This is a genomic window from bacterium, assembly GCA_035295165.1.
In the GTDB taxonomy this organism is placed as follows: domain Bacteria; phylum Sysuimicrobiota; class Sysuimicrobiia; order Sysuimicrobiales; family Segetimicrobiaceae; genus JAJPIA01.
Genome location: DATGJN010000104.1, coordinates 19,329 through 43,924, shown reverse-complemented (window position 1 = coordinate 43,924; position 24,596 = coordinate 19,329). Strand labels below are relative to the sequence as shown.

The 24,596-nt window shown below is 69.7% G+C and carries 27 protein-coding genes and 1 riboswitch; of the genes, 13 read left to right on the top strand and 14 right to left on the bottom strand.

Annotated elements, in window-relative coordinates; all coding sequences use genetic code 11:
- Positions 1 to 209 precede the first annotated feature (209 nt).
- The 9 genes from thiD to VKZ50_18165 all read right to left on the bottom strand — a co-directional run bounded on the left by thiD (position 210) and on the right by VKZ50_18165 (position 7,432).
- Positions 210 to 1,004 carry a bifunctional hydroxymethylpyrimidine kinase/phosphomethylpyrimidine kinase gene (gene thiD / locus VKZ50_18205; protein ID HLJ61662.1) on the bottom strand — a complete coding sequence of 265 codons (795 nt, stop codon included), beginning with the start codon at positions 1,002 to 1,004 and terminating at the stop codon, positions 210 to 212.
- Between the two features lie 24 nt (positions 1,005 to 1,028).
- Complete coding sequence (thiL, locus tag VKZ50_18200) at positions 1,029 to 2,027, bottom strand: thiamine-phosphate kinase (GenBank protein HLJ61661.1); 999 nt, start codon at positions 2,025 to 2,027, stop codon at positions 1,029 to 1,031.
- A 13-nt stretch (positions 2,028 to 2,040) separates the two neighbouring features.
- Positions 2,041 to 2,682 (bottom strand): thiamine phosphate synthase, encoded by a 642-nt coding sequence (gene thiE / locus VKZ50_18195; protein ID HLJ61660.1) that lies wholly within the window; start codon positions 2,680 to 2,682, stop codon positions 2,041 to 2,043.
- Entirely contained in the window at positions 2,679 to 3,497 is an 819-nt protein-coding gene (gene thiM, locus VKZ50_18190) for a hydroxyethylthiazole kinase (GenBank protein ID HLJ61659.1), read from the bottom strand. Before thiM ends, thiE begins: the two co-directional genes overlap by 4 nt.
- The gene (gene thiW / locus VKZ50_18185; GenBank protein HLJ61658.1) at positions 3,482 to 4,000 is read right to left on the bottom strand and encodes an energy coupling factor transporter S component ThiW; all 519 of its coding nucleotides are present in this window, start codon (positions 3,998 to 4,000) and stop codon (positions 3,482 to 3,484) included. Before thiW ends, thiM begins: the two co-directional genes overlap by 16 nt.
- Positions 3,997 to 4,665, bottom strand: coding sequence for a thiaminase II (tenA, locus tag VKZ50_18180; protein ID HLJ61657.1), 669 nt, complete (start codon positions 4,663 to 4,665; stop codon positions 3,997 to 3,999). The genes thiW and tenA overlap by 4 nt, the downstream gene beginning before the upstream one ends.
- 36 nt (positions 4,666 to 4,701) lie before the next feature.
- Complete coding sequence (locus VKZ50_18175) at positions 4,702 to 5,676, bottom strand: ABC transporter substrate-binding protein (protein ID HLJ61656.1); 975 nt, start codon at positions 5,674 to 5,676, stop codon at positions 4,702 to 4,704.
- 83 nt (positions 5,677 to 5,759) lie between these two features.
- Positions 5,760 to 6,629 (bottom strand): ABC transporter permease, encoded by an 870-nt coding sequence (locus VKZ50_18170; protein ID HLJ61655.1) that lies wholly within the window; start codon positions 6,627 to 6,629, stop codon positions 5,760 to 5,762.
- On the bottom strand, positions 6,626 to 7,432 hold the full coding sequence (locus tag VKZ50_18165) for an ABC transporter ATP-binding protein (protein ID HLJ61654.1): 807 nt from the start codon (positions 7,430 to 7,432) through the stop codon (positions 6,626 to 6,628). The genes VKZ50_18170 and VKZ50_18165 overlap by 4 nt, the downstream gene beginning before the upstream one ends.
- A gap of 41 nt (positions 7,433 to 7,473) precedes the next feature.
- Positions 7,474 to 7,587, bottom strand: a riboswitch (TPP riboswitch).
- A 395-nt stretch (positions 7,588 to 7,982) separates the two neighbouring features.
- Between VKZ50_18165 and VKZ50_18160 the strand changes: the two genes are divergently transcribed.
- Entirely contained in the window at positions 7,983 to 8,909 is a 927-nt protein-coding gene (locus VKZ50_18160) for an ABC transporter ATP-binding protein (protein ID HLJ61653.1), read from the top strand.
- Entirely contained in the window at positions 8,899 to 9,687 is a 789-nt protein-coding gene (locus VKZ50_18155) for an ABC transporter permease (protein HLJ61652.1), read from the top strand. The genes VKZ50_18160 and VKZ50_18155 overlap by 11 nt, the downstream gene beginning before the upstream one ends.
- On the opposite strand, the gene VKZ50_18150 is transcribed toward VKZ50_18155, so the two are convergent.
- Positions 9,684 to 10,691, bottom strand: a complete 1,008-nt coding sequence (locus tag VKZ50_18150; GenBank protein HLJ61651.1) for an AIR synthase family protein — start codon at positions 10,689 to 10,691, stop codon at positions 9,684 to 9,686. The genes VKZ50_18155 and VKZ50_18150 overlap by 4 nt on opposite strands.
- A gap of 77 nt (positions 10,692 to 10,768) precedes the next feature.
- Here VKZ50_18150 and VKZ50_18145 point away from each other — a divergent pair, with 77 nt between their 5' ends.
- The gene (locus VKZ50_18145) at positions 10,769 to 11,005 is read left to right on the top strand and encodes an Lrp/AsnC ligand binding domain-containing protein (GenBank protein ID HLJ61650.1); all 237 of its coding nucleotides are present in this window, start codon (positions 10,769 to 10,771) and stop codon (positions 11,003 to 11,005) included.
- A 24-nt stretch (positions 11,006 to 11,029) separates the two neighbouring features.
- On the opposite strand, the gene VKZ50_18140 is transcribed toward VKZ50_18145, so the two are convergent.
- The 4 genes from VKZ50_18140 to VKZ50_18125 all read right to left on the bottom strand — a co-directional run bounded on the left by VKZ50_18140 (position 11,030) and on the right by VKZ50_18125 (position 14,700).
- Positions 11,030 to 11,959, bottom strand: coding sequence for a Gfo/Idh/MocA family oxidoreductase (locus VKZ50_18140; GenBank protein HLJ61649.1), 930 nt, complete (start codon positions 11,957 to 11,959; stop codon positions 11,030 to 11,032).
- Positions 11,960 to 11,969: 10 nt separating this feature from the next.
- Positions 11,970 to 13,088, bottom strand: coding sequence for a DegT/DnrJ/EryC1/StrS family aminotransferase (locus tag VKZ50_18135; GenBank protein ID HLJ61648.1), 1,119 nt, complete (start codon positions 13,086 to 13,088; stop codon positions 11,970 to 11,972).
- A gap of 157 nt (positions 13,089 to 13,245) precedes the next feature.
- Positions 13,246 to 13,689 (bottom strand): SRPBCC family protein, encoded by a 444-nt coding sequence (locus tag VKZ50_18130; protein HLJ61647.1) that lies wholly within the window; start codon positions 13,687 to 13,689, stop codon positions 13,246 to 13,248.
- A 36-nt stretch (positions 13,690 to 13,725) separates the two neighbouring features.
- Positions 13,726 to 14,700 carry a TGS domain-containing protein gene (locus VKZ50_18125; GenBank protein HLJ61646.1) on the bottom strand — a complete coding sequence of 325 codons (975 nt, stop codon included), beginning with the start codon at positions 14,698 to 14,700 and terminating at the stop codon, positions 13,726 to 13,728.
- 257 nt (positions 14,701 to 14,957) lie between these two features.
- On the opposite strand from VKZ50_18125, the gene VKZ50_18120 reads away from it, so the two are divergent.
- From VKZ50_18120 to VKZ50_18075, 10 genes are all read left to right on the top strand, one after another.
- A complete protein-coding gene (locus VKZ50_18120) occupies positions 14,958 to 16,187 on the top strand; it encodes an amino acid ABC transporter substrate-binding protein (GenBank protein ID HLJ61645.1) in 1,230 nt (409 codons plus the stop codon).
- Between the two features lie 72 nt (positions 16,188 to 16,259).
- Positions 16,260 to 17,129: a branched-chain amino acid ABC transporter permease gene (locus VKZ50_18115; GenBank protein ID HLJ61644.1), complete on the top strand. Its 870-nt coding sequence runs from the start codon at positions 16,260 to 16,262 to the stop codon at positions 17,127 to 17,129.
- Positions 17,126 to 18,151, top strand: coding sequence for a branched-chain amino acid ABC transporter permease (locus VKZ50_18110; GenBank protein HLJ61643.1), 1,026 nt, complete (start codon positions 17,126 to 17,128; stop codon positions 18,149 to 18,151). The genes VKZ50_18115 and VKZ50_18110 overlap by 4 nt, the downstream gene beginning before the upstream one ends.
- Positions 18,148 to 18,951: an ABC transporter ATP-binding protein gene (locus tag VKZ50_18105; protein ID HLJ61642.1), complete on the top strand. Its 804-nt coding sequence runs from the start codon at positions 18,148 to 18,150 to the stop codon at positions 18,949 to 18,951. Before VKZ50_18110 ends, VKZ50_18105 begins: the two co-directional genes overlap by 4 nt.
- A gap of 13 nt (positions 18,952 to 18,964) precedes the next feature.
- A complete protein-coding gene (locus VKZ50_18100; protein ID HLJ61641.1) occupies positions 18,965 to 19,645 on the top strand; it encodes an ABC transporter ATP-binding protein in 681 nt (226 codons plus the stop codon).
- A gap of 159 nt (positions 19,646 to 19,804) precedes the next feature.
- A complete protein-coding gene (locus tag VKZ50_18095; protein HLJ61640.1) occupies positions 19,805 to 20,704 on the top strand; it encodes a fumarate hydratase in 900 nt (299 codons plus the stop codon).
- Between the two features lie 2 nt (positions 20,705 to 20,706).
- A complete protein-coding gene (locus tag VKZ50_18090) occupies positions 20,707 to 21,312 on the top strand; it encodes a FumA C-terminus/TtdB family hydratase beta subunit (protein HLJ61639.1) in 606 nt (201 codons plus the stop codon).
- Positions 21,302 to 23,029, top strand: coding sequence for an FAD-binding protein (locus VKZ50_18085; GenBank protein ID HLJ61638.1), 1,728 nt, complete (start codon positions 21,302 to 21,304; stop codon positions 23,027 to 23,029). Before VKZ50_18090 ends, VKZ50_18085 begins: the two co-directional genes overlap by 11 nt.
- On the top strand, positions 23,026 to 23,730 hold the full coding sequence (locus tag VKZ50_18080) for a succinate dehydrogenase/fumarate reductase iron-sulfur subunit (GenBank protein HLJ61637.1): 705 nt from the start codon (positions 23,026 to 23,028) through the stop codon (positions 23,728 to 23,730). The genes VKZ50_18085 and VKZ50_18080 overlap by 4 nt, the downstream gene beginning before the upstream one ends.
- Before the next feature lie 7 nt (positions 23,731 to 23,737).
- Positions 23,738 to 24,568, top strand: a complete 831-nt coding sequence (locus VKZ50_18075; GenBank protein ID HLJ61636.1) for a hypothetical protein — start codon at positions 23,738 to 23,740, stop codon at positions 24,566 to 24,568.
- Positions 24,569 to 24,596 lie beyond the last annotated feature (28 nt).

Below are 24,596 nucleotides of genomic sequence, written 5' to 3'. Positions count from 1 at the left end.
AGCATTCTCAACCGCATACCGTCCTCCTGCCGCCGCTGTTGTCTGTCCGTCCTGACGCACCGACGCTGCTCCCGCGCGCTGGGAACCCAACCGAGGAACGACTCGGGGAATACTGGCGACGACCCCGGCGGATTGTGCCGTGTCGGTGCGGCCCGGCACGCGAAGCCGCTGGGCATTCGCATGGCCGCCGTCCGCGGTGTCTTCCCCTATCATCCCTCGCACGCCGCGTGCAGCGGGTTTGCCGGCCCGTGCCCGTGGCCCAGCGGCAGCGAGGTCTCGATCGCCCGCGTGATGAACTGTTTCGCCGTCCGCACCGCGTCGGGGACCTCCGCGCCGCGCGCGAGCAGCGCGGTGATCGCTGCGGAGAAGACGCACCCGGTGCCGTGCGTGTGGGGCGTAGCCACCCGAGGCGCCTCGAGCCGCTCGACCGCACGGCCGTCGTACAGCACGTCCACCGCCGCGCCTTCGAGATGCCCGCCCTTGACGACCACGTACCGGGGTCCGAGCGCGGCCACCGCGCGCGCCGCGTCTTCCATCTCGACAAGCGTCCGGATCTCGCGTCCAATCAACGCACGTGCCTCGTGCAGGTTCGGCGTCACCACGAGGGCGAGCGGCAGAATCTCCCGTCGCAACGCGTCTACCGCCTCGGGTTGCAGCAGCACGGCGCCGCTCTTCGAGATCATCACGGGGTCGACGACGAACGCGCGAATGCCGTGGCGCCGGATGCTTGACGCTACCGCCGCGATGATCGCCGCGTTGGCGAGCATGCCCGTCTTCGCCGCGTCCACCCCGATGTCCGTAACGACCGCATCGATCTGTGCGACGACCACGCCGGGCGGGATCTCCGCGACGGCGGTGACGGCCGTCGTATTCTGCGCCGTGACCGCGGTGATCGCCGTCATGCCAAACACGCCGAGCGCGGAGAATGTCTTGAGGTCCGCCTGGATGCCGGCGCCGCCGCCGGAATCCGATCCGGCGATCGAAAGCGCGCGTGGAATGTGCATCGGATCCCTCCCCCAGCGGCTCTGCTACAAACGCGTGCGTGCCTTCAGGTGATCCCAGCCGGCTGCGATAAGAGGCGTTCGCCGTCCGGTCGGTCCAATGACCCACCGACCGCCGCGGCTCGGCACGATCTCGCCGATCCGGGTCACCGGCACGCCAGCCGCGCGCGCGACGGCCGCCGCCGAGCGGTCAAACGACGGCCGCGCCGTGAACAGCAACTCAAAGTCCTCTCCGCCCCCGAGCGCCCAGGTGGACGGATCAACCCGGGCGGCGGCGGCCGCCTCGGCGAGCCCCGGCGGCACGGGCACGCGGCTCACGTCCAGCCGCACACCGACCCCGGATGCCTCCAGCACGTGGAGCAGATCGGCGGCGGTCCCGTCGCTGATGTCGATCGCCGCCGTCACCGCCGCGCTGGCTGACAGAGCCCGACCGGCCGCGACCCGCGGCACCGGCCGACGATAGGCGGCGCGGAGCGCGCGCCCGCCCGGCACCCGCACACGCGGGTGGCCCGCCAGGAACAACCCCGCCGCCGCCTTCCCCACGGACCCCGTGACCCACAGGCCGTCCGCCGGGCGCGCGCCGCCCCGAGTGAGCGTCCGCCCGGCGTTCCCGAGCACGGTCACGTCCACGACGATCGGCCCGTCGGTGCCAGAGACGTTCCCGCCGGCGACCACGACCCCGTAGGCCCGCGCCGCCTGACCCAACCCGCGGTAGATCCCCTCGATGTCGCGGAGCCGCGCCCGACGCGGCACCAGCAGGGAGACGAGCGCGTACCGCGGCGTTCCCCCCATGGCAGCGATATCGCTCACGTTGACGGCGAGCGCGCGCCAGCCGACGTCCGCCGGGGTGCTCAGGCCGAACCGGAAGTGGACACCCTCCACCTGCGCATCGCACGTGGCCAGCGCGCGACCGGGAAACGACAGCACCGCTGTGTCGTCGCCGACACCGGTCGTAACGCCGGGGCCAACGGTCGGCACCAAGCGGCTCAACCTGTCGATCAACGCGAACTCTCCAAGTCCGCCCATCGGGCGGCTCCGGTCAGCCGAGGAGCGCGGCATCGACGTGCTCCCGCAGCCTCCGGGTCGCCTCGACCATGTCGTCGGCGAGGGTGACCGCCGTAATCACCGCGACCCCGACGGCGCCGGCGCGGATCACGGCCGCCGCGTTCTCGATCGTGATGCCGCCGATGCCGACGATCGGCAGCGCGGTCGTCCGACGGATCTCCTCGATGCGGCGAAGCCCCACGGGCGCCCCCGCGTCGGCCTTCGTCGCCGTCGCGTAGACCGCACCCACGCCGAGGTAGTCCGCGCCGGCCCGCCCGGCCTCGTCCGCCTCTTCGCGGGTCGCCGCCGAGACGCCGAGCAACGGGCCGCGCCCGAGCACTGCCCGGGCCGCCGCCGCCGGGAGATCGTCCTGTCCGACGTGCACGCCGTCGGCCCCGGCGGCGATGGCGACGTCCACGCGGTCGTTCACGATGAACGTGACCCCGGCGGCACGACAGATCGAGGCGAGTCGGCGCGCCGTCTCCACCACCGTGCGGGCCGGTTCGTCCTTCATCCGCAACTGCAGCGCGGTGGCGCCGCCGCGCACGGCGGCCTCGCCAACGTCGAGGTGGGACCGCCCCCGTGCCCGCGGGGCATCGGTGATGACGTAGACCCGCCAGTCGCCGCGCACCGTCATGCCCGGATCCTCGCCGCGCGGGTGACGGCGGCGCCGTCGAGCGCCGCGAGCGCGTCAAGCAGCCGCACGCGAAACGTGCCGGGGCCGGGCGATGCCTCCGCGGCCCGCTCCGCGGCGACCTCGAAGCAGGTCAGTCCCGCCGCGGCTGCGTTCAGCGTGTCGGGCTCGACCGCGCAGAACGCACCGACGACCGCGGTGGCCATGCAACCGCTCCCCGTGATCTGCGCCAGCAAGGCGTGCCCGTTTTCGATCCGCACGGTGCGTCGGCCGTCAGTAAGCAGGTCCACCCGGCCGGTTGCGGCGACGACCGCACCCGTGGCGCGCGCCAGTGCGCGCGCCAGGTCGTCCAGCGCGTCCACCCGTCCCGCCGCGTCCACGCCCCGTACTCCCCCGGGACGTCCGGCCAACGCGGCCACCTCCCCCGCATTCCCCCGCACACAGGCGACGCGTACGGCGTCCAGCAGGCGGCGCGACTGCGCGGTACGGAACGCGGTGGCGCCCGCACCGACCGGATCCAGCACGACCGGCACCCCTGCGGCGTTCGCACGGCGTCCCGCCAACAGCATCACCTCGACGACCTGGGCGGTCAGCGTGCCGATGTTGAGCACCAGGGCGCCCGCGGCCGCCACCATCTCCTCGACCTCTTCCGCCGCATGCGCCATCACGGGGGATGCGCCCACCGCGAGGGTCACATTGGCGACATCGTTCACGGTGACGACGTTCGTAATGTGATGGACCAGCGGGTGCCGTTCGCGCACGCGCGCCAGCAGATCCGCCGCCGCGAGCGGCGCCGGCTCGGTCACGCCGCCCGCCATGCCTTCATCGCCGGCAGGCGACGGAGCGCCCGGAGCACCACGTAGCCGAGCAGCGTTCCAGGAATGCTCGCCGACAGAAATGCAGTCTGGAACCAGGCCCAGGTGTGGTGGGACCCTACCAGCGGCTGAAACATCAACGCCGCGATCGTCGCTCCGATCAGGCCGGTCCCGATCGGCTCGCACAACGCGGCCGCGTCGTTGCGGAAGACGCGGTACGCGTAGCCCACCACCAGCGCTCCGAACGGGCTGCCCGGAAACGCGAACAGCGTGCCGGTGTGGAGACTGTAGCGCAGCAGGGCCGTCACGAGTGCTGCGCCGGCGGCGTACCATGGGCCGAGCAGGACACCCGCCACCGCGTTGACCGTGTGCTGAAACGGGGCCACGCGCGCCGGGCCGACGGGAATGCTCAAGGGTCCGAGCGCCGTCGCGATCGCCGCAAACATCGCGGCGAGGACGAGCCGTCTGAGGTGCGATCCGTGATCCGCCGAATCCTGTCGTATCATATCGACCACTCCTCCATTCGCCATGCCATCTCCCAGAACAGGTACTCGTACCGCTGGCTCGTCAAAAACACGTCGCGCAACGCGGCCTCGCGCGACGACGGGAGGTCCGTGGCGAGCCGGTCGAACAGCCCGGCCATCCACTGGGCCATCGCCCCGTACTCCTCCGAGGTGTACATGCGGATCCAGTTCGCGTACAGCGGCTGCGTCTCGGGGAGCCCGCCCGTCCGCAGCCGACACGCGACTTCCCAGTACCCATAGGCGCACGGCAATACGGCGGCGAGGATCGCGGCGAGATCCCCCGTCTCCGCAACGACGCGGAGATGATTCGTGTACGCCTGGGTCGCGGGCGCGGGCCGCGTGTCTTCGAGCGCCTCCGGCGAGATGCCGGCGGCCCAGCAGCTCTCGCGGTGCAGGTCCATCTCGACGTTGAGGGTCAGGTTGAGAATGTCGGCGAAACGAGACGCGATGGCAAGATCGTCCGCCCGCGCGACCGCCAGCGCCAGCACGCGGCCGTACTCGCCCAGGAACCGGTAGTCCTGACGCAGGTAGAACTGGTAGCGGTCCCCGGGCAGCGTTCCGTCCCCGAGTCCTACGACGAACGGATGGGTCTGCACCTGCTCCCGAAGCGCCGCCGCGTCCTCCTGGAGCCGTGCAAACAGGCTCATGCTGCGTGGTCCCCCGTCTCCGCCACGTGCGCCTCGCTACGGCGTCAGATTGACGAACAGATCCGCCGCCGGTACCGCCGTGGCGATGACCTTGTGGGACGCCATCCACCGGCTGAACGTGTCCCACCGCTCGGCGCGTTGATCCTGCGTACGAGCGTAGTACGGAAGCGTCGCCTCGAACGATCGCCGGTTGAAGGCGTCGTTCAGCCTTGGGTTCAGACGCGCGTACTCCTGAAACGCCGCGTCGGGATGGGTCTCCGTGAACGCGAGGCCGCGCGCCACCGCACCGACGAACCGCTGGAGCACCCTCCGCCGCGACGCGATTTCGCCGTCGCGCGCGATCAAGACCAGCTCGTAGAACGTCGGCACGCCGTACCGCTCCGGTTCGAACATGCCCACCGTCTGGCCCTGCATCTCGATCTGCACCCGCTCAACGTTCCGGTAGGCGCCGACGACCGCATCCACCTTGTGGGTCAGCAGCGCGGGGACGAGGTCGAAGCCGACGTTGACCATCTTCAAGTTCGACTCCGCGGCGCCGTCGCTGTGCACGACCTGGTCGACGATCGCGTCCTGGTACCCCGTCACCGCAAACCCGACGCGGCGCCCGACGAGGTCCTTCGGCGCCCGAATGCCCGCGGATGCGAGGAACATGATGGTCGTCAATGGCTGCCCGATCAGGACGCCGATGCTCTTCACCGGCAACCCCTGCGCGCGCGCGATCACGACGTTCGGCTCGTAGTTCACAGCGACGTCCACGCGGCCGACCGCCGCGAGCTTCAGCGGATCGTCGGCGTTCGCGGGCACCTGCACCGCCACGCGGAGGCCGGCCTGTGTGAAGTAGCCCTGGCCGAGCGCAGCGTACAACGGGACGTGGTCCGGGTTCGGGAACCAATCGAGCATGAACGTGACCGGGTCCGGCGCCGTCGCCCGGCCCGGACCGGGGACCAGCACCATCGCTGTCGCGACGAGCGCGGTGAGGACCGCGACTCCCCTCACAGTCAATCCTGCCACCCTCCACCTCCTCGACCTGCCCCGCGACGTGACCGCCGCGGCGCCCTATGCGCCCCGCCGGGGGCTAGCGGCGAGGCACGATCTCAGCGCCCGCCCGCGCGCGCCGCGCGGTGCCACGGCAGCGCGACCCACTCCACCCCGGAGACGGCGCCGAAGAGTGCGAGCGCCATGGCGCTCAGGTACACGATCGCCGCGAAGACCCGATCGATGTGGAGTTGGGCGTTCGCGTGAATCATCGCGAACCCGAGCCCCTGCGTCGCCCCGACCCACTCGCCGATGACCGCCCCGATCACGCTCGTCGCGACCGCGATGCGCACCCCAGAGAACACGAACGGCAGCGCCGCCGGCACGCGGATCGTGAACAAGATCCGCCGGCGGTCCGCCCCGAGAATGCGCAGCAGGTTGACGAGATCTTCGTCCGCAGCCCGCAGGCCATCCACCGTGTTGACGACGATCGGAAAGAAGACGATCAGCGCCGCCATCGCCACCTTCGACGCCATCCCGTACCCAAACCAGACGATCAGGAGCGGCGCAATCGCAAACACCGGAACCGTCTGACTGGCAACGACGAGCGGATACACCGCCCGCTCCACCGTCCGCGACGAGAAGATCGCCAGGGCCAGGACGATCCCTACCGCGAACGCGACCGCGAACCCCGCCAGGACCTCCTCCAGCGTGACCGCCGCGTCCCCGAGCAACAGCGCGCGATCGGTCAGGAGCACTCCCGCGATCCGGCTCGGCGGCGGCAGAATGTACGCCGGAATGCTGAACGCACGCACCGCCCACTCCCACACGACGAGGAGCGCGACGAACAGCGCGGCCGGGGGGGCGATCCGTCCGCCCCAGCGGACGGATCGCCCGGCGACCGCGGCCGCCCACCCGGCGACGGTGCGGCCCCTGGCATGAGCCTCGTCGGACGCCGTCGCGACGTGGCGGGGATCCACGGCGCTCATCCGAGGGTCCCCGCCGGCTCGGCCCGTAACATGTCGAGGATCTCGCCCTTGAGGCGTACCACGCCCTCGTCCACCGGCCAGCGCGGCCTCGGTACCGCGACCGGTACCGTTGCGCGCACCCGGCCCGGGCGTCCCGTGAGCACGTAGATGCGATCCGACAGCAACACCGCTTCCTCGACATCGTGCGTGATGAACAGAACCGTCCGGCGGAACTCCCCGCGGAGCCGGAGGAGATAGTCCTGCATCGCCGAGCGCGTCATCGCGTCGAGGGCGCCGAACGGTTCGTCGAGCACCAGCATCTCGCGCCGACACAACAGGGTCCGGACCAGGGCGACCCGCTGACGCATGCCACCGGAGAGCGCAGACGGGTAGGCGCGCTCGAAGCCGTCCAGACCGAACGTGCGCAAGAGCTCGAGCGCCTCCGCGCGCGCGGCGGGCCCGCGCACGCCCTGCACCTCAAGGCCGAGCGTCGCGTTGTGGAGCACGGTGCGCCACGGTAGCAGGAGGTCTTTTTGCTGCATGTACGCGATGCGACCCCGCGTCCCGGCGAGCGGCGCCCCGTCGAGCCGCACCGTCCCCGCGTCGGCGGCATACAGCCCGGCGACGATGTTGCAGAGCGTGCTCTTGCCGCAGCCGCTCGGACCCAACAGCGTGACAAACTCGCGCTCCTCGACGTGCAACGACACGCCGCCGAGCGCCTCGATCCAGCCCCGACCCGCGCCGGCCGACAACGGACCGCCGCTGGCGCTTGCCGCCGCGGGAAACCGTTTGACCACGCCCTCGACTTCGAGTTTTGCAGGCATCTTCGTGTCCAAGACGCAACAGCGCCGCCCCCGGAATCGGGACGGCGCTCGGTCAACCTCCCTCCGCTGGCATTACCCAGATCAGGTTCCGGGGTCGATGGCGATCTCAGCCATCCTCTCAGCCTGGTCGTCCCAAGCTCCCCCACGCTATGTGGTTGTCTACGAGTCGAGTATACCATACGATCGCGCGCGCGCAACCGGCGGCACGGTTGCATGCGCGCGCGGAGCCCGCGGACGCCACGGATGACCCGGGGTCTTCCCGTTGTCGGGCCTGTGGGCGAACGGACCATCGGCCACCGTTGACTTCGACCGACCTCCATGCCAAAATCGTGCTAGTTATCCGTCCGCAGGAGGTGACGACATGCGCATGGGTCTTCGCAAACGTTTCGTCACTCCGGCCGGACGGTTGCGGTACCCCATCACGATTCCCCAGACCTGACATCCACCCCCGGCCGCGGGCGACGCTCGTGGCTCGTCCCGTCCGCTTGCCCAGGCGCCGCCCGGGCGGTGCGCGGCGTGTACGCCCAATTCTCGCGACAACGTGGTGCCCATGGACACGCTCCTCGAAGTACACAACCTGGTCAAGGTGTTCCACCGTGCGAAGGCCGTGGACGGTGTGTCGTTCACGATCCCGAAAGGACGCATCGTGGGGCTGCTCGGCCCGAACGGCGCGGGCAAGACGACGACGATCCACATGCTGCTCGGCTCGATCACGCCGACGTCGGGACGCATCGTGTACTTCGGGCAGGAATTCCGGCGGCACCGCAGCGCGTGTCTGCAGCGGATCAACTTCGCGTCGTCGTTCAACACACTGCAGGGACGACTCTCCGTATGGGAAAACCTCGAGGTGTTCGCCCACCTGTACGCGATTCGCCGGCCGAAGCCGAAGATCGACGCGCTGGCGTCCTACTTCGGGATCACCGAGCTCCTGCCCGCCCGCTATTGGGATCTCTCGGCCGGCCAGCGCACCCGCGTCAATCTCATCAAGGCGCTGCTGAACGACCCGGAGCTGATCCTGATGGACGAGCCAACCGCCGCGCTGGACCCCGACATCGCGGACAAGACGCTGGCGCTGATCGAAGAGATCCGGCGCACGTCAGGGGTGTCGATCCTGTACACCAGCCACGACATGCACGAGGTCACCCGGATCTGCGACGACGTGATCTTTCTCGACCGCGGCCGGATCTTCGCCCACGACACGCCGCTCGGCCTGACGAAGCGCATTCGCACCGCGACCCTCACGCTGACGTTCGACGGAGACCGCGCGGCCGTGGAGCGGTTCCTGATGGCACGCGGGCAACGCTTCCGGTTCACGCAGCCGTACGCGGTGTCGATCGAGACAACGGAACAGGCGCTCCCGAGCCTGATTTTCGACGTCGGCGAGACGGGGGTCTGGATCACCGACATCGACGTGAAGAAACCGACGCTGGAGGACGTGTTCCTCAGCATCGCGCGGGGAGGCAGCCGTGTGGAGTGAACGTATCAAGGCGGTGCTGCTGCAGGAAGTATACATCACCCGGCGGTCGCTCGAGGTGATCGTGGATCTATTCTACACGTCCCTGATTACTGTGGTGGTCTTCGGGTTCGTTTCGCGGTTTCTCGTCGGCGTCACAAACGCCAACACCGGATCCTACCTGATCCTCGGGTTGTTGTTGTGGGAGGTCATCCGCATCAACCAGTACTCGCTGACGGTGGGCAGCCTATGGAACATCTGGTCGCATAACCTGAGCAACATGTTCGTCGCGCCGCTGTCGATCCCCGAGTACATCGTGGCGCACATGCTCTCGGGACTGCTCAAGACGCTCGTGATCTTCTGTGGCATCTGCGCGATCGCGGCCTGGGGGTTTCACTTCGACATGCTGCGGCTGGGCGTTGTTAACTTGGCGCTGTTCTTCGCGAATCTCACGCTCTTCGCGTGGTCGGTCGGCCTCGTCCTGTTGGGGGTGATCTTCCAGATCGGCACCCGCATCCAGGCGCTCGCGTGGGGGATGGTCTTCCTCTTCCAACCCCTGACCGCGGCGTTCTTCCCGCTCTCGGCGTTGCCGCCGAGTCTCCGCGCGGTCGCGTACGCCCTGCCGCCGACGTTCGTGTTCGAAGCCGCGCGGCGGGCGCTCGACACGCCCGGTGTAAATTGGCGGTTCCTCGGCATCGCCGGCGCCGAGAACCTCGTCTACTTCGCGCTTGCCGCGGGCGCGTTCGCGTGGATGGTGGAGCGCTCGCGCAGCTCGGGGCGCCTCGCCCGGGCCGAGGGCTAGGCGCGCGCGGCCTCTTCGAGAATCCGCCACAGCTCGTCGCGGGCCGGCGGCGCGAGCGGCGCCTCGCGCCCCGCTCGACGCACCACCGGCGGCGCCGCTGCGCGGAATGCGCCGATGACCGCGGCCGGCGCGCCGGCCGCGGCGACGGCCGCGAGGACGCGCTCGGGGTCCGGTGTTGCGATGAGCAGCGCCCCGCTGCCGATCAGCGCCAATGGGTCAGCGCCGAAGTGCGCGCAGATCGCGGCGGTCTCCTCGGGCACCGGCACGCGGTCCGCGTCGAGCCACACGCCGATCCCTGACGCCACCGCCATCTCGTGCACCGCCCCGAGCACCCCACCCTCGGTGACGTCGTGCATCGCGCGGGCCCCCGCCCGCGTCGCGGCGCGGCCCTCCGGCAGCACGCTGATCCGGCCGCGGAACGCCCGCGCGCGATCCACGAGCGCGTCACCGAGCGCGGGCCGCAGGCGGGCCTCGAGATCCGCGGCGAGGATCGCCGTCCCTTCGATGCCGGCGCCCTTGGTCAGCACCAGACCGTCCCCGGCGTGCGCACCTCCGCTGCGGAGCACCGCATCGCGCGGCGCACGCCCGACCGCGGTCACCACCACGATGGTGCGGTCGATCCCGCTCGTCACCTCGCTGTGCCCGCCGACGATTTCGACCCCGAGCGACTCGGCGGCCCGCCCCGCATCCTGCATCACCCGGGCCAGATCCTCCACGGATTGTCCGGGCCGGAGGAGCACCGTCACCATCAGCGCGACCGGCTCGGCGCCCGCCGCCGCGAGATCGTTCGTCGCCACGCACACCGCGTACCACCCGAGGTCCTGCCCAACCCCCGTGATCGGATCGGTGGTCAGCACGGCGACCTCGTCGCCAAACGTGACCGACGCGCAGTCCTCGCCGATCCCCGCGCGTACGAACACGTCGGGGCGCCGTGAGCCCAGGTGCGGGTACACGAACCGCCGCAGCAGGTCGGGCGGCACTTTTCCAACCGGCAGCTGCGTCATCGCGGCACCTCCGTGCGGCGTCGTTGCCCGCGCCGCCCATAGGACTTCGTCACGGAACGGAGAATCACGACGACGGGATGCCCGAGACCGCGTTTCTCCTCATCAAACTTGAACGGAACACGCCCGCCGAGGTCGCGCGGCTGCTGCGTGCGTTGCCCGGGATCGACGAGGCCCACGCCGTCATGGGTGAGTACGACGTGCTGGCGGTGGTTCGGACGCACGCCACGCGCGAGATCGCCCTGCTCGTGGACGCGCACATCCGCACGATCGAAGGCGTCGCACGGGTCGTCACGTGCGTCACGGTGCCAGCGTAGCGCGCACCCGGCAGGGCGCGCCGGCTATACGGCGACTCGCGGGGTAATTAACGTCATCCGTTCGAGGATCCGCTGCGCGACCTCGAGCGCACGCAGACCGTGCTCGCCCGGGACCAACGGCGGCGCCCCGTCCCGAACGCAGTCCACGAAGTGCGTCAGCTCCGCCCGCAGCGGCTCCTCCCCCTTCACCACGGTCCGCCGCTGCGTCCCGCTGCGCCGGACGGTGATCTGCTGGCTGAGGTAGTTGAGGTGCACGAGCCCGTCCGGCAGCGTGATCTCGAGTTCCGCCGCCTTCACCGGGGAGATGCGGCTCGCAACGAAGCTTGCGAGACACCCGCTCTCGAGCGTCAGGTGCGCGACCGCGAGATCTTCATCGTCGCCGTGGATCGCGGCGCCGATCGCGCTGACCCGCGTCACCGACGAGCGCAGCAGCGTGAGGATGATATCGAGGTCGTGGATCATTAAGTCCAGGACCACGCCCACATCCATCACGCGTCTGGGATCCCACATCCGGACCCGGCGAACCTGCACGAACAGCGGCTCGGTCACCTGCTCGCGCAGCGCCTGCACCGCGGGCTTGAAGCGTTCGACGTGGCCGACGAGCAGGGTCAGGCCGCGCCGCTGCGCGATGTCGACCAGCTCCGCTGCTTCTTCCACCGTCGTGGTGATCGGCTTCTCCACCAGCACGTGCACGCCGCGGTTCAAGAACTCGCGCGCGATCTCATAGTGCAGCGCCGTGGGGACGACCAGGCTGACCGCGTCGACCTTGCCGAACAGCGCGCGGTAGTCTTCGTACCCCGGGATCTGGTACCGCCGAGAAAACGCGCCGACCTGGCGCGAGGCGGTGTCGACGATGCCGACCAGGTCGACGTCCGGTAGGTGATGGTAGATCCGCACGTGGTGTTGGCCCCACTGGCCGAGGCCCACGACCCCGACGCGGATCCCCCGGCTCATGAGCGCCTCCTCAACCGCGCGGGTCGAAGCTGCGGATCGTGCGGATCACCCGATCGAGCGCCTCGTCGTCGAGCGCGGGATGCACTGGGATGCTCACCACTTCCGCGGCGGCCCGCTCCGCCTCGGGGAACCGGCCGGCCCCGTAGCCTTCGCGTTCGTACAGCGGAGTCCGGTGGATCGGGACCGGGTAGTAGACGCGGTTGCCGATGCCGTGGGCGTCGAGATGCCGGATCAGTCGGTCGCGCACCCGCGGCACGCGGATCGTATATTGATGGAAGACGTGCCGGCACCCCGGCGGTTCGGACGGCAGCACCAGCCAGTCGAGGTCCGCGAGGCCCGCCCGGAGGCGGGCGCCGTTCGCGCGCCGCCGGGCGTTGCGCGCGTCCAGAAGCGGCAACTGGACCGTCCCGAGCGCACCGGCGATCTCGGTCATGCGGAAGTTGTATCCGAGGACCTCGTACACGTACTGGGTCCGGCTGCCGCAGTTGACCAGGAGCCGCGCCCGGTCGGCCACCGTATCGTCGTTCGTGAGCAGCATGCCGCCTTCGCCGGTCATCAGATTCTTGGTCGGGTACAGGCTGAACACACTCGCCGCCCCGAATCCCCCGACCCGCCGCCCCCGAAACTCCGCCCCGTGCGCCTGCGCCGCGTCCTCGATCAAGACGAGGCCGCGCGCCCGCGCCAGATCCAGAAATGCGTCCATTCGGCACGGCAGCCCGTAGAGGTGGACGAGCAGGATACCCTGCACGTCGGGTGACCGGTCGAGCTCCTCGGCGACGGCGTCAGGGTCGAGGTTGTAGGTCACGGGGTCGATGTCCACGAACACCGGGCGTGCGCCGCGGTGCAACAACGCGTTCGCGGTCGCCCCGAAGGAAAACGGCGTCGTGATCACCCGCGCCCCGGGCGCGATCCCCGTGGCCTCGACCGCAACCATCAACGCGGTGGTCCCGGACGACGTGGCCACGGCGTGCGCGGCCCCCACGTACGCGGCGAAGGCCCCTTCGAACGCTCGCACCCACCGCCCCGCGACAAGGTGCCCCGACTCCAGCACCTCGATCACCCGACGCTTCTCCTCATCGGTGACCTGGGGCTGCGCAATCGGCACGACTTGCTGCGACGTGGTCGGCATCATGATCCACCTTTCCGCGACCAATCCGCGGCAAGATTCTGCGCCAGGGGGGGATTTCCTTTCATCCCGCGACGCGGGCGCTCCGCGAATCGGCGGCCGCACCCTGTCCATCATAGCGCACGGCCGGCCGTGACGCCGCCGCGCGCAGGCCCGGCGATCAGCGCGGCGTCTCGAGTTGGCCGCGGAGCGCCGCAAGCATGCCGTCGAGATTTTCCTTCATCTTTACGCGGAGGAGCTGGCTGAGCAGCCCACCGATCAGCGGGATCCCGAACTCGAACTCCACCGCGATCGCGGTACGCGTGCCGTCGCCCTCCGGCTGAAAGGTCCACTCGCCCTCGTACCGCTCGAAATCGCCGTCCCGCTGACGGAACCGGCAGACGTGGCGCGCGTCGTCCCAGACGTCGTCCTCGATCCAGCGGATCTTGCGCCCCTCGACCACGCCCACCCACTCCGTCGCCGTGGGCACGTCGCCGGCGCGCTCGAGCACCGTCACGCGCTCGAGGTCGGGCATGAACCGTGGAAAGTCTTCCACGCGTTTCGCGACCGTGTACACCTGGTCGAGCGGGGCCCGAATCAGCGTCGAGGCTTCAACCCGTGCCATGCGCCACCATCCTCCCGATCCACACCGGCATGCCGGTCACGCGTGCAGCTCCAGCACGTCGCCGTCCTCGAGGACGTGCTCGCGCTGCACCATCTGGCCCTCGAACGTGCGCGCGCCCCAGATGCGGGCATACTTGAGCCGCTCCGCGAAGTCCTTGTGCACGGCCGCGGAAGCATCCGCCACCGTGGCGCCTCTCGGCAACACGAACGGGACCGACCGGTCGGCACGCTGGCCCGGCGCCTTCGTATAGACGCGGATCACGTGCAGCAGGTGAAACAGCTCGCGCCGCAGCGTTTCCAAGTTCGTCCCGGCCTCGGCCGACACCGCCAGGATCTCAAAGCGCTCGCCCCACGCTTCGCGGACGATGTCGAGCCGCGCCTCGGCGCCGTCGGCATCCAGTTTCGTTGCGACCATCAGGCTCGGGACGACGTCCTCGCCCGCGCCGCGCCGACCCAGCTGCACGCGGAACTGCGACGCGATGTCGAGCGCGGTCTCGATCGCCGACAGGACGTCGTCGTCGGCCAGGTCCGCGACCAAGAGCGCCCCGTCCGCCTGGCGCACCAGCGCCAGGAGCCACGGCTCCGCGGTCTCGTGCGCGATCGGCGGGAGGTCCACGAGCTGGACCTGCACGTCCTCGAACGGCACCATGCCGGGCAGCGGCATGCGCGTCGAGAAGGGATACGGCGCGACGACCGGGGTCGCGTGGCTGAGGGCCGCGAGCAGCCGCGACTTGCCGGCGTTCGGGGGGCCCACGAGCACGACCTGGCCGGCGCCCTCGCGGGGCACGTGGTGCCAGGTCGGCCCCTTCCCGCCGGCCGCCTTGCGGCGCGCGGCGTCGGTGCGCGTTTTGGCCATGCGGCGCCGGATATCGGCGCGCATGTGTTCGGTCCCCTTGTGCTTGGGGATCGTGGCCATCATCTCCTCGAGGGCGGCGAGCTGCTCCTCGGGGGTGGTGGCCTGGCGGTACCGGCGCTCGGCCTCGAGATACTGCGGCGTGAGATTCGCGGGCATCGTCTGCGCCTATTGTAGCAGAGGCTGGCGGGGCTGAACACGACGCGCGCCGCGACCGCGCCGACGCCCGAGCCCGCTCCGGCGCCCCGCGGCGGCCCGGCCACGGCAGGGATTCGGCCCCGGTGGGCGGAACTCACCGCAAGCCTTTCCCATATCGCGCATAACGGCTTGCAGGCGCAACGGGTGCACACGGGCCGGCGGCGACTGGGACTCGTCCGCCGGCCCGCGATCCTCACCAGGAAGTGGGGTGACGACGGATGCGGCTAACGCTCGGGAGCATCGCCGCCGCGGTAGCGCTGGTCTTGCTGGTGACCATCGGGTTCCAGGGAACGGCCTCCCCGCAGGACGTGAGCCACACGATCAGGCTGGGCGCGGCCATCTCGAACACGGGCAGCTTGGCGGCGGCCGGCAAGCTCACCACCGACGGCTACGACTTCGCCGTCGACTGGATCAACGCACACGGCGGGGTGAAGATCAACGGTGTGGCGTACAAGCTGGCCCCGATCAAGTACTACGACGACGAGAGCAAACCCGCCCAGTCCGCCGCGTTGATCGAGAAGCTCGTGACCCAAGACCACATCTCGCTGATCCTCGGGCCGTATTCGTCCGACAACACGATCGCGGCCGCGGCGATCAGCAGCAAGCTCGGCGCGGTCATGATGGCCGACGAAGGCGTCGCGAAGGTCATCTGGACGTCCGGCAACAAGAACGTGATCGGACCGATCATGTACGACTACCAGTACATGTACCCGATCGTGGACGCGCTCCTGGCGAAGCAAAGCGGTATTAAGACCGCGGTCATGATGCACGCCGACGACTCGTTCAGCGTCGGCGTCGCCGAGGGGGCGGTCGCGTACATGAAGAACAAGGGCATCCGGGTGCTCGGCGACTTCCAGTACCCGGCCGCCACGACGGACGTCTCCTCGCTCGTGGCCCAGATCAAGCCGCTGAACGCTGACGTGCTGATGAGTTCGGGGCACATCGAAGATGCGATCCTGATCACCAGGCAGGCGAAGCAGAACGGCCTCAACTTCAAGGCGCTGGCCTTCACGGTCGCGCCGCCCACGCCCGACTACGTCAAGGCGCTCGGCAAGGACGCCGAGTACGTGATTGGCCCGTCGCCGTGGCTGCCGCAGGTCAACTACACAGACCCGTACTTCGGGAACACCCAGCAGTTCGTCGCGGGGTTCAAGGCGAAGCGCGGGTACATCCCGGACTACCACGTGGGCGACGCCGCGGAGGGCGTCGAGCTCCTGGTGGAGGCGATCGCGAAGTCGAACAGCACCGACCCCGCGAAGGTCGGCGCCGCGTTCCTCAACACCACCTTCGCGACCATCGCCGGATTTGTGCACTTCGACAACAACTGGCACGAGGACAATCAGCTGGGGGCGGCGGTCCAGATTCAGAACGGGGCGCCCGTGCCGATCTGGCCGCAGAAGTACCTCGCCAACCTCAAGTTCCCGATGCCCAGCTGGGCCCAGCGCTGATCAGGCGCTCACCCGCCGGGCCGCGCACGGCGCGCGGACCCGGCGGGTCGGCCGCGGGCCGGTAGGCGACCGGTGGAGATCTGGCCGCAGATCATCGTCAACGGCCTCTTGCTCGGAGGAGTGTACGCCCTCAGCGCGCTAGCGTTCTCGCTCGAGTGGGGCATCCTCAACATCGTCAATCTGGCGCACGGGTCGTTCATCATGCTCGGCGCCTATCTCACGTGGATGCTGTTGACGTCCCCGCTGCACCTCGACCCGCTGCTCAGCATCCCGATCGACTTCGCCGTCCTCGCCGTGCTCGGGTTCCTGATGCAGCGGTACCTGCTGAACCGGGTGATGCGCGGCCAGTTCTTCCTGACCCTGCTCCTCACGTTCGGCATCGACTACGTGCTTGTGAACATCGGGATTCTCCTGTGGACGGCGGACCCGCGGGCGGTCATCACGTCGTACAGCGCGACCAGCCTCGCGATCGGTGCGCTCACGATCCCGTACACGCGGGTCGCCGTGCTCGCGGCCGCTCTCGTCATGACCGTCGCGCTCGCGCGGTTCATGCACCACACCCGGATGGGCCGCGCGATCAACGCCACGGGAATGGATCTGGACGCGGCCAGCCTGATGGGCGTCCGGCTTCCGATAGTGTTCGCGCTCACGATGGGTCTCGGCTGCGGCCTGGCTGGCGTGGCCGGCGCGCTGTACAGCGTGAATTTCCCCTTCTCGCCCCAGATCGGCGGAGGCCTGACGCTGCGGGCCTTCGTCGTGACGTGCCTCGGGGGCCTCGGCAACGTCTACGGCCCCCTGCTCGGTGGGTTGGTCCTCGGCATGGTCGAATCGGTCGCGTCCGTGGTCATCGGCTCCGGCGCGGTCGATGCCGCCGCCTTCATCATGCTCGTGTTCATCCTGGCGCTGCGCCCGCGCGGCCTGGGGGGCCGGGTGACCGCGTGAGCTTGCCCGCGAGATCGCCGGCGCCCGCGGACGCACTGCGTCCGGCAGCCGGCGCGGCGCGCCGGGCCGGACGGGCGGCCGTGCTGCGCGTCGCCCTCCCCGTCGGGTTCGGCATTGCGGTGCTGGCGACCCCGCTCGTTGCCTCCGGGTATCCCCTGCGCGAAGCGACGACGATTCTCATGTACATGGCGCTCGCGCTCTCCTGGAACCTGATCGGCGGGCTCTGCGGCTACCCCTCCGTCGGGAACGTGGCGTTCTTCGGGATCGGGGCGTACGTCACGGCCGCGCTCGTGGCTCACCTGCACTGGACGCTGTTGCCGGCGCTCGGCGCGTCCGCGCTCGCCGCGCTCGCCTTCGCGGCGGTCATCGGCCCGATCGTGCTACGGTTGAACGGCCACTACTTCGCGATCGCCACCCTCGGGACCGCGCAGGCCCTCGGCCAGATCGTCATCATGGTGCCGTGGGTCGGGGGCCCGAACGGCATCATTCTGCGCGTGCCGATCGGGGACACCGACGTCTACTACTTGATGGCCGCCGTCTTGGGGCTGGCGCTGCTCATCACCCACGTGATCCTCCGGGGCTCGTGGGGATACGCCTGCCGCATGATCAGGCAGGACGAACACGCGGCGGCGGCGTGCGGCGTCAACGCGACCTACTACAAGACCGCGTGCTGGGGCCTCTCCGCGATCGTGGCCGCCCTCGTGGGCAGCGTGTACGCGGTCTGGATCACGTTCGTGAATCCCCCGTCGGTCTTCGACCCGCTCTACAGCCTGACCATGGTGGTGCTCACGCTGGTCGGCGGCGCGGGGACGCTCTGGGGCCCCGTCGTCGGCGCGTTTCTCGTCGAGATCGTCGACCAGTACCTCTGGGCGAATCTGCTGACCGCCCACACGCTGTTCCTGGGAGTCGTCATCGTCGTGATCGTCCTGTTCCTGCCGCGCGGCGTCTGGCCGTATCTCACGGGGCAACAGGGCCTGTCGTGGCGTTCGCTGTTCGAGGGCACCCGGCGGCTTCGCGTATGAGTACGGCGCTCCGGCTCGAGGGCGTATCCAAGTCCTTCGGCGGGCTGCAGGCGGTCCGCGCGGTCTCGCTGGAGCTCAAGGCCCAAGAGATCCTCGGGCTGATCGGCCCGAACGGCGCCGGGAAGACCACGCTGATGAACCTGATCGCCGGCGCGTACCGGCCCACGGCCGGCCACATCTTTTTGGGCGCGCGGGAAGTGACGGGCCGGCCGCCGTTCGCCATCGTGCACATGGGGATCGCCCGGACGTTCCAGATCGTCCGGGTCTTCAAGGAGATGACCGTGCGCGAGAACGTGCTCGTGGGGGCGCTGTTCGGTGGGCGAACCGATCGCCGCGCGGCCGCGGAACGCGCTGACGAGGTGCTGGAGTTTGTCGGCCTCAGCGGGCTCGCCGACCGGACGACCGGCGAGATCGGCCTGGCCGAGCAGAAGCGCGTCCAGCTCGCGCGGGCGCTCGCCATCCGGCCGTCCGTGCTGCTCTTGGACGAGGCGATGGCGGGCCTCAACCCCGGCGAGATGGAAGCAGCGCTCGAGCTCGTCCGCGCCGTGCACCGCAGCGGGGTCTCCCTCATCGTCATCGAGCACCTGATGAAGGTCATCATGGGGCTCTCGCACCGCGTGGTCGTCATGCACCACGGACAGCTGCTCGCCGAGGGCAGCCCGGCGGACGTCGTCCGCGACCCGCAGGTCGTCGCCGCCTACTTCGGCGAGCACTACTCCCGTCGCCGACAGCGGAGCGGCCCGTGGGCCCATCGAGCTCCGCGGGCCGACACCGGGAGGGACGGCGATCGCGCTCCTTGAAATCCGGGACCTCATGGCCGGCTACGGGGCGATCCAGGTCCTGTGGAACGTGACGTTGGACGTCGCCCAGGGCGAGATTGTGACCCTGCTCGGCAACAATGGGGCCGGGAAGACGACGACGATGCTCGCGCTGACGGGCCTCGTGCCGCCGTGGGGGGGCGCGGTCTCGCTCGCCGGTAGGCCGGTCGCGGGGCTCGAACCGCCGGATGTCACGGCGCGCGGACTGACGCTCGTGCCCCAGGGCCGGCGGTTGTTCGGCTCGATGACGGTGGAGGAGAATCTGCTCATGGGCGGGTACCTCCGGCGCGACGCCGGCATCCCGGCGACGCTCGCACATGTCTACGAGATCCTGCCGCGGCTGCACGAACGGCGCCGCCAGTTGGCCGGCACCCTCTCCGGGGGCGAGCAGCAGATGTGCGCGATCGGTCGGGCGTTGATGTCCCGCCCGAAGGTCCTCTGCATCGACGAGCTGTCGTTTGGGCTGTCGCCGCTTGTCACGGCGGCGATGCTGGACGTCCTCGTCCAGATCCGCGCCGAGGGGACGAGCGTGCTGCTGGTCGAACAGGACGTCGAGAACGCCCTCGCCGTGGCGGACCGCGCGTACGTCATGGAGGGGGGACGGATCGTGCTGTCCGGATCGGCGGCGGAGGTGTACGATGACCCCGGCGTGCGCGCCGCGTACATGGGACTGTAGACGCGGGCGCGCGCAGGCGGTGTATCGGGAACGGACCGCAGGCATGCGCGCACCCTCACCGAGCACGCGCGGCACCGACGGACCGGCGAGCGCGTCGCGGCCGGCGCGGGGTCCAAGCGGACATGAGAACGGCACCGAGAGGATATGAGGAGTCCACTCATGATTGATCTGTCGCTCGACACGCCCGAACGCGATGCCCTCTTCGAGGAGATTGGGCGCCGACTCTACGTGGACGCGCAAATCGACATCCCCCCCGACATCCGTCAGGGGCTGCGAGACGCCCAGACGCGCGAGTCAAACCCGGTGGCGCGCGGGATCCTTGGCACGATGCTCAAGGCGATCGAGGTGTCGGACCGCAAGCAGACGCTGGTGTGCCAGGACACGGGGATCCCGATCTTTTGGATCACAATTGGGCGGGGCGTGTCGATCGACGGCGTTCGCATGATCGATGCGCTGCGCCGCGGGGTGGAGCGGGCGACCACGGAGACGCCGCTGCGATCGAGCATCGTCTCTCCGATCCGTCGGGAGAACCGACAGACGAGCACCGGAGAGAGTGTGCCGGTCGTGCACGTGGAGTTCTCCGACGCGATCGACCATATCGACATTCTGATGATGCCGAAGGGATCGGGGTCGGAGAGCATGTCCTTCTTGAAGATGCTGCTGCCCGCCGACGGAATCGCCGGCATCAAGAAGTTCGTGCTCGAAACCAGCGTGGGCGCCGGCGGTCGACCGTGCCCGCCGACGATCATCGGGGTCGGCATCGGCGGGTCCTCGGATCTCTGCGTGACGCTCGCGAAGAAAGCGACGCTGCGGCCGATCGGCCAGCGCCACCCCGATCCGGAGGTGGCCGCGCTCGAGTGCGAACTGCTCGACGCGATCAACAGCACGGGCATCGGTCCGATGGGCCTGGGAGGCGATACCACGGCGCTCGATCTGCACATCGAGACGGCGTGGACACACATCACGCTGAACCCGGTGGCGATCAACATGCAGTGCTGGCGCGGCGAACGCCGACGCGCCCGCGTGTACCGCGACGGGCGCGTGGAGATTACGTACTAACGATGGAGCACCGGCTCGAGACCCCGCTCTCCGAGGACGCGGTGCGGGCGTTGCGCGTCGGCGACACCGTCCTGCTTGACGGCATCGTCTGGGGGATTCGCGACGCCACGTTGATCCGCATGTTTGATCAGGCGCAACCGTCGCCCGTCGACCTGCGCGGAGGCGCGCTCCTACACGTCGCGCCGAACGTCCGTCGCAGCGCGACGGCGGCGAGCGGGTACGAAGCGATGACCGTGGGGACGACGACCAGCATGCGGATGGACCGGTTCACCGAGGATGTGCTGCGCGTCTGCGGCGTCCGCGCGATCATCGGGAAAGGCGGCCTCTCCGACGAGAGCAGCGCCGCCCTGACGCGCCATGGCGGCGTCTATTTGGCGATTGTCGGCGGCGCCGCGTCCGTGGAAACCGAACAGGTCGAGGCGATCGAACACGTCTACTGGGAAGATCTGATGCCGGAGTGCCTCTGGCAGTTTCGCGTCCGGGCGTTCGGTCCGCTGATCGTCGCGATGGACGCGCACGGCGAGAGCATGTACCGCGACGTTGCGCAACGGGCCCACGCGCGCCTGGCGGATGTTTACCGACGATTGGGGCTCCGCGATGAGCCGTGAGTGGGAAGAGCTCCGGTGCGACGTCCTGATCCTCGGCAGCGGCGGGGCGGGCCTGCTGGCCGCCCTGCACGCGTACGACCTGGAACCGCGACTCGACATCACGGTCGTGGCCAAGGGCTTGGTCGGGAAGAGCGGATGCACGCGGCTCGTGCAGGGCGGGTTCAACGCCGCCTTGGACCCGCGCGATTCGGTCGAGCGACACTTTCGCGACACCCTTGCGGGAGGCCAATTCCTCAACAACCAGGATCTCGCCTGGGCTCTTGTCTCCGAGGCCCCCGACGTCATCCGGAAGCTGGAGACGAAGGTCGGGTGTTTTTTCGATCGCCGCGAGGACGGGCAGATCCATCAGAAGGCGTTCGCCGGCCAGTCGTTCGACCGGACCGTCCATCGCGGGGACCTGACCGGGATCGAAATCGTGAGCCGGCTCCACGACCAGCTGTTCGCGCGGCGGATCCGCGTGCTCGATGAAACGCGTGCGGTGGAGCTGATCCACGACCGCGCGGGGCATCGGATCACCGGCGCACTGCTGCTGCAACAGCAGACGGGTGCGTTTGTCCTGGCCCGTGCCCGCGTGGTGCTGCTCGCCACCGGCGGGGGACCGCGGATGTACACATACTCCGCGCCGTCGCTGGAGAAGACCGGGGACGGCTACGCCATGGCGTACCGGGCCGGGTGCGACCTCATTGATATGGAGATGATGCAATTCCACCCCACCGGGTTGCTCGCCGGCGCGTCGCGGCTGTCCGGCATGGTGTTGGAGGAGGGTCTCCGAGGCGCCGGGGCGTGGCTGCTCAACGCGCAAGGCGAGCGTTTCATGGTGCGGTACGACGCGCTGCGAATGGAGCGCGCCACCCGGGATCTCGTCGCGCGGGCGAGCTACCTGGAGATCATGGCTGGCCGCGGCACCCCCGCGGGCGGAGTGCTGCTGGATGCGTCCCCGCTGGGTGCCGAGTTCGTCGCGCGCAACTTCCCCGGCATGGTGAAGCGCTGCGCGGAGGTCGGCTACGACCTCTGCGCCGGCCCGGTGGAGGTGATCCCAACGGCGCACTTCCACATGGGCGGTGCGCGGATCGACGTGGACTGTCACGTGCCGTCCCTCCCGGGACTCCTGGTGGCGGGCGAGGATGCCGGCGGGGTGCACGGGGCGAACCGCCTCGGCGGCAACGGAGTGGCGGACTCGTGTGTGTTTGGATCGCGGGCGGGCCGCACCGCCGCGCGGATGTGCGCCGAGTGGTCCTTCGCGGATCCGGACGAGACCGAGGCCGCGCAGGCCCAGCGCGAGGCGATCGCGCCGTTGGCGCGGGAGCGCGGCGAGAGCCCGTTTCAGATCCGCGACCGCCTCCAGCGGGTCATGTGGGACCATGTCGGGCTCGTCCGCGACGCGCCGGGGCTCGAGCGCGCGCTGGCGGAGATCGCCGAGCTGGAGGATCGCGCCGCGCACGTGGCGGCTCCGCCCGGCGCCCGGTGGAACCTGACCTGGCAGCAGGCCCTCGATGTGCGAAGCTTGCTGACGGCGGCTCGCCTGACGGCTACCGCGGCGCGCCATCGACAGGAGAGTCGCGGGTCGCACGCGCGGCGCGACTTCCCCGACCGCGACGATACCCGCTGGCTCGTCAACATCTGCCAAGCGCGGGACCGCACGCCCTGGACCGAGCCGGTGCGCCTGAACCGCCTGACGCCTGACGATCTCCCGACCCCGCACGCCGCGCGGCCGTGATCTTCCGCGTCAGGCGCTTCAACCCCGATGCCGACGCGCGGCCCGCGTGGCGGTCGTACACGGTCGAGATCCAGCCACAGATGAGCGTGCTCGACGGCCTCTTTTGGATCCTGGAGCACGCAGACGGCAGCCTGGGGTTCCGCTACTCGTGTCGTGCGGGGATGTGCGGATCGTGCGCGGTCCTGATCAACGGCCGCGAAGATCTCGCGTGCCGCCGGCGGCTGGACCGCCTGAGGAGCCCCGTCCACGTCGAACCCCTGCGGTCGCTGCCGGTGATCAAGGATCTCGTCGTTGACATGGCGCCGTTCTTCGCCAAGTACAAGGCCGTCGACCCCTTTTTTGCGGCGACGGACGCTTCCATGATGGGGCGCGACGGCACGCCGGCCGTGGTCCGTCCGGACTCGCGGGTCCGCGACGTCGTGGATCGGCAACTCGGATGTATCTCCTGCGGCGCCTGCTATTCCGCTTGTCCCGTCGTGGCCCTGAACCCCGCCTACCTCGGACCCGCGGCCTTGAACCGCGCGTACGTGTTGAGCGCCGACGTCCGTGAACCCATCGAGAAGAACCGCCTGCCCCTCCTCTTGGGAGACGGCGGGGTCCACGCGTGTCACGACGTAGGCAACTGCGTGACGGCGTGCCCGGTCGCGATCAATCCGCTGCTCTCGATCCAGTTGCTGCGGAAAGGGGCCGCCGATCGCTAGTCGCCCCGTGCGCGGTCGCGACGCCCTCACGTGGTACTACCTGCGTGTGAGCGGCGCGCTCATGGTCGCCTTTGTGCTGGGACACCTGTTTGTCATGCACTACCAGCATGCGCCGTCCGCGACAGGCGCGGCGTTCGTGAACCGGCGGTGGGGCAGCGCATCTTGGCGAGTGTTCGACTGGATGCTGCTCGTCCTCGCCTTGACGCACGGTCTGGTTGGGGTGCACGGGGTGCTGCGCGACCACCTGCGCCGCGCGCGGGCGGTGGTCGACGGCGTCTTCGCGGTGGGAGGCCTCGCGTTTATCGCGCTCGGCACGATCGCCATCGGCGCGGGAGCGCGGGGCGAACGCGGTGGCCCCCTGGCCGGGGCGGATTGGATCCCCACCGTCCTGATCGCGAGCCTGGTGGTGCTGGCCTCGCTCACCTACCTCGCAATCCTCGCGACCGCGAGCGTGTTGGTCACGTTCCTGCTCCGCCGCCGCCCGCTCGGATGGTGGAACTACCCGGGGCAATGGGCGTTCGCCCTGAGCCGAGTCGCCGGGATCGGGATCCTGGGCTTCTTGCTCCTTCACATCCTGGACATCGCCCTCGTGCCCTTCGCTCCCGGTCTGTACGAGCGAACCGTCACCGGCTATGCGTTGCCGTACCTCGTCCCGATGGAAGCGCTTCTAGTCGCAGCGGTCGTGTACCACGCCCTGAACGGCGTGCGCCTCATGGTCCTCGATGCCCTCGACCGGCGCGCCACGGCCGCGCGCGGCCCGTCGGTGGTGGCGGTCATTGTCGTCACGGTGTTGCTGGTGCTCCCGAGCGTCGTCATGTTGCTTCGCACCCATCCCTGATCCCCGACGCGGGCGTACACGAACCGAG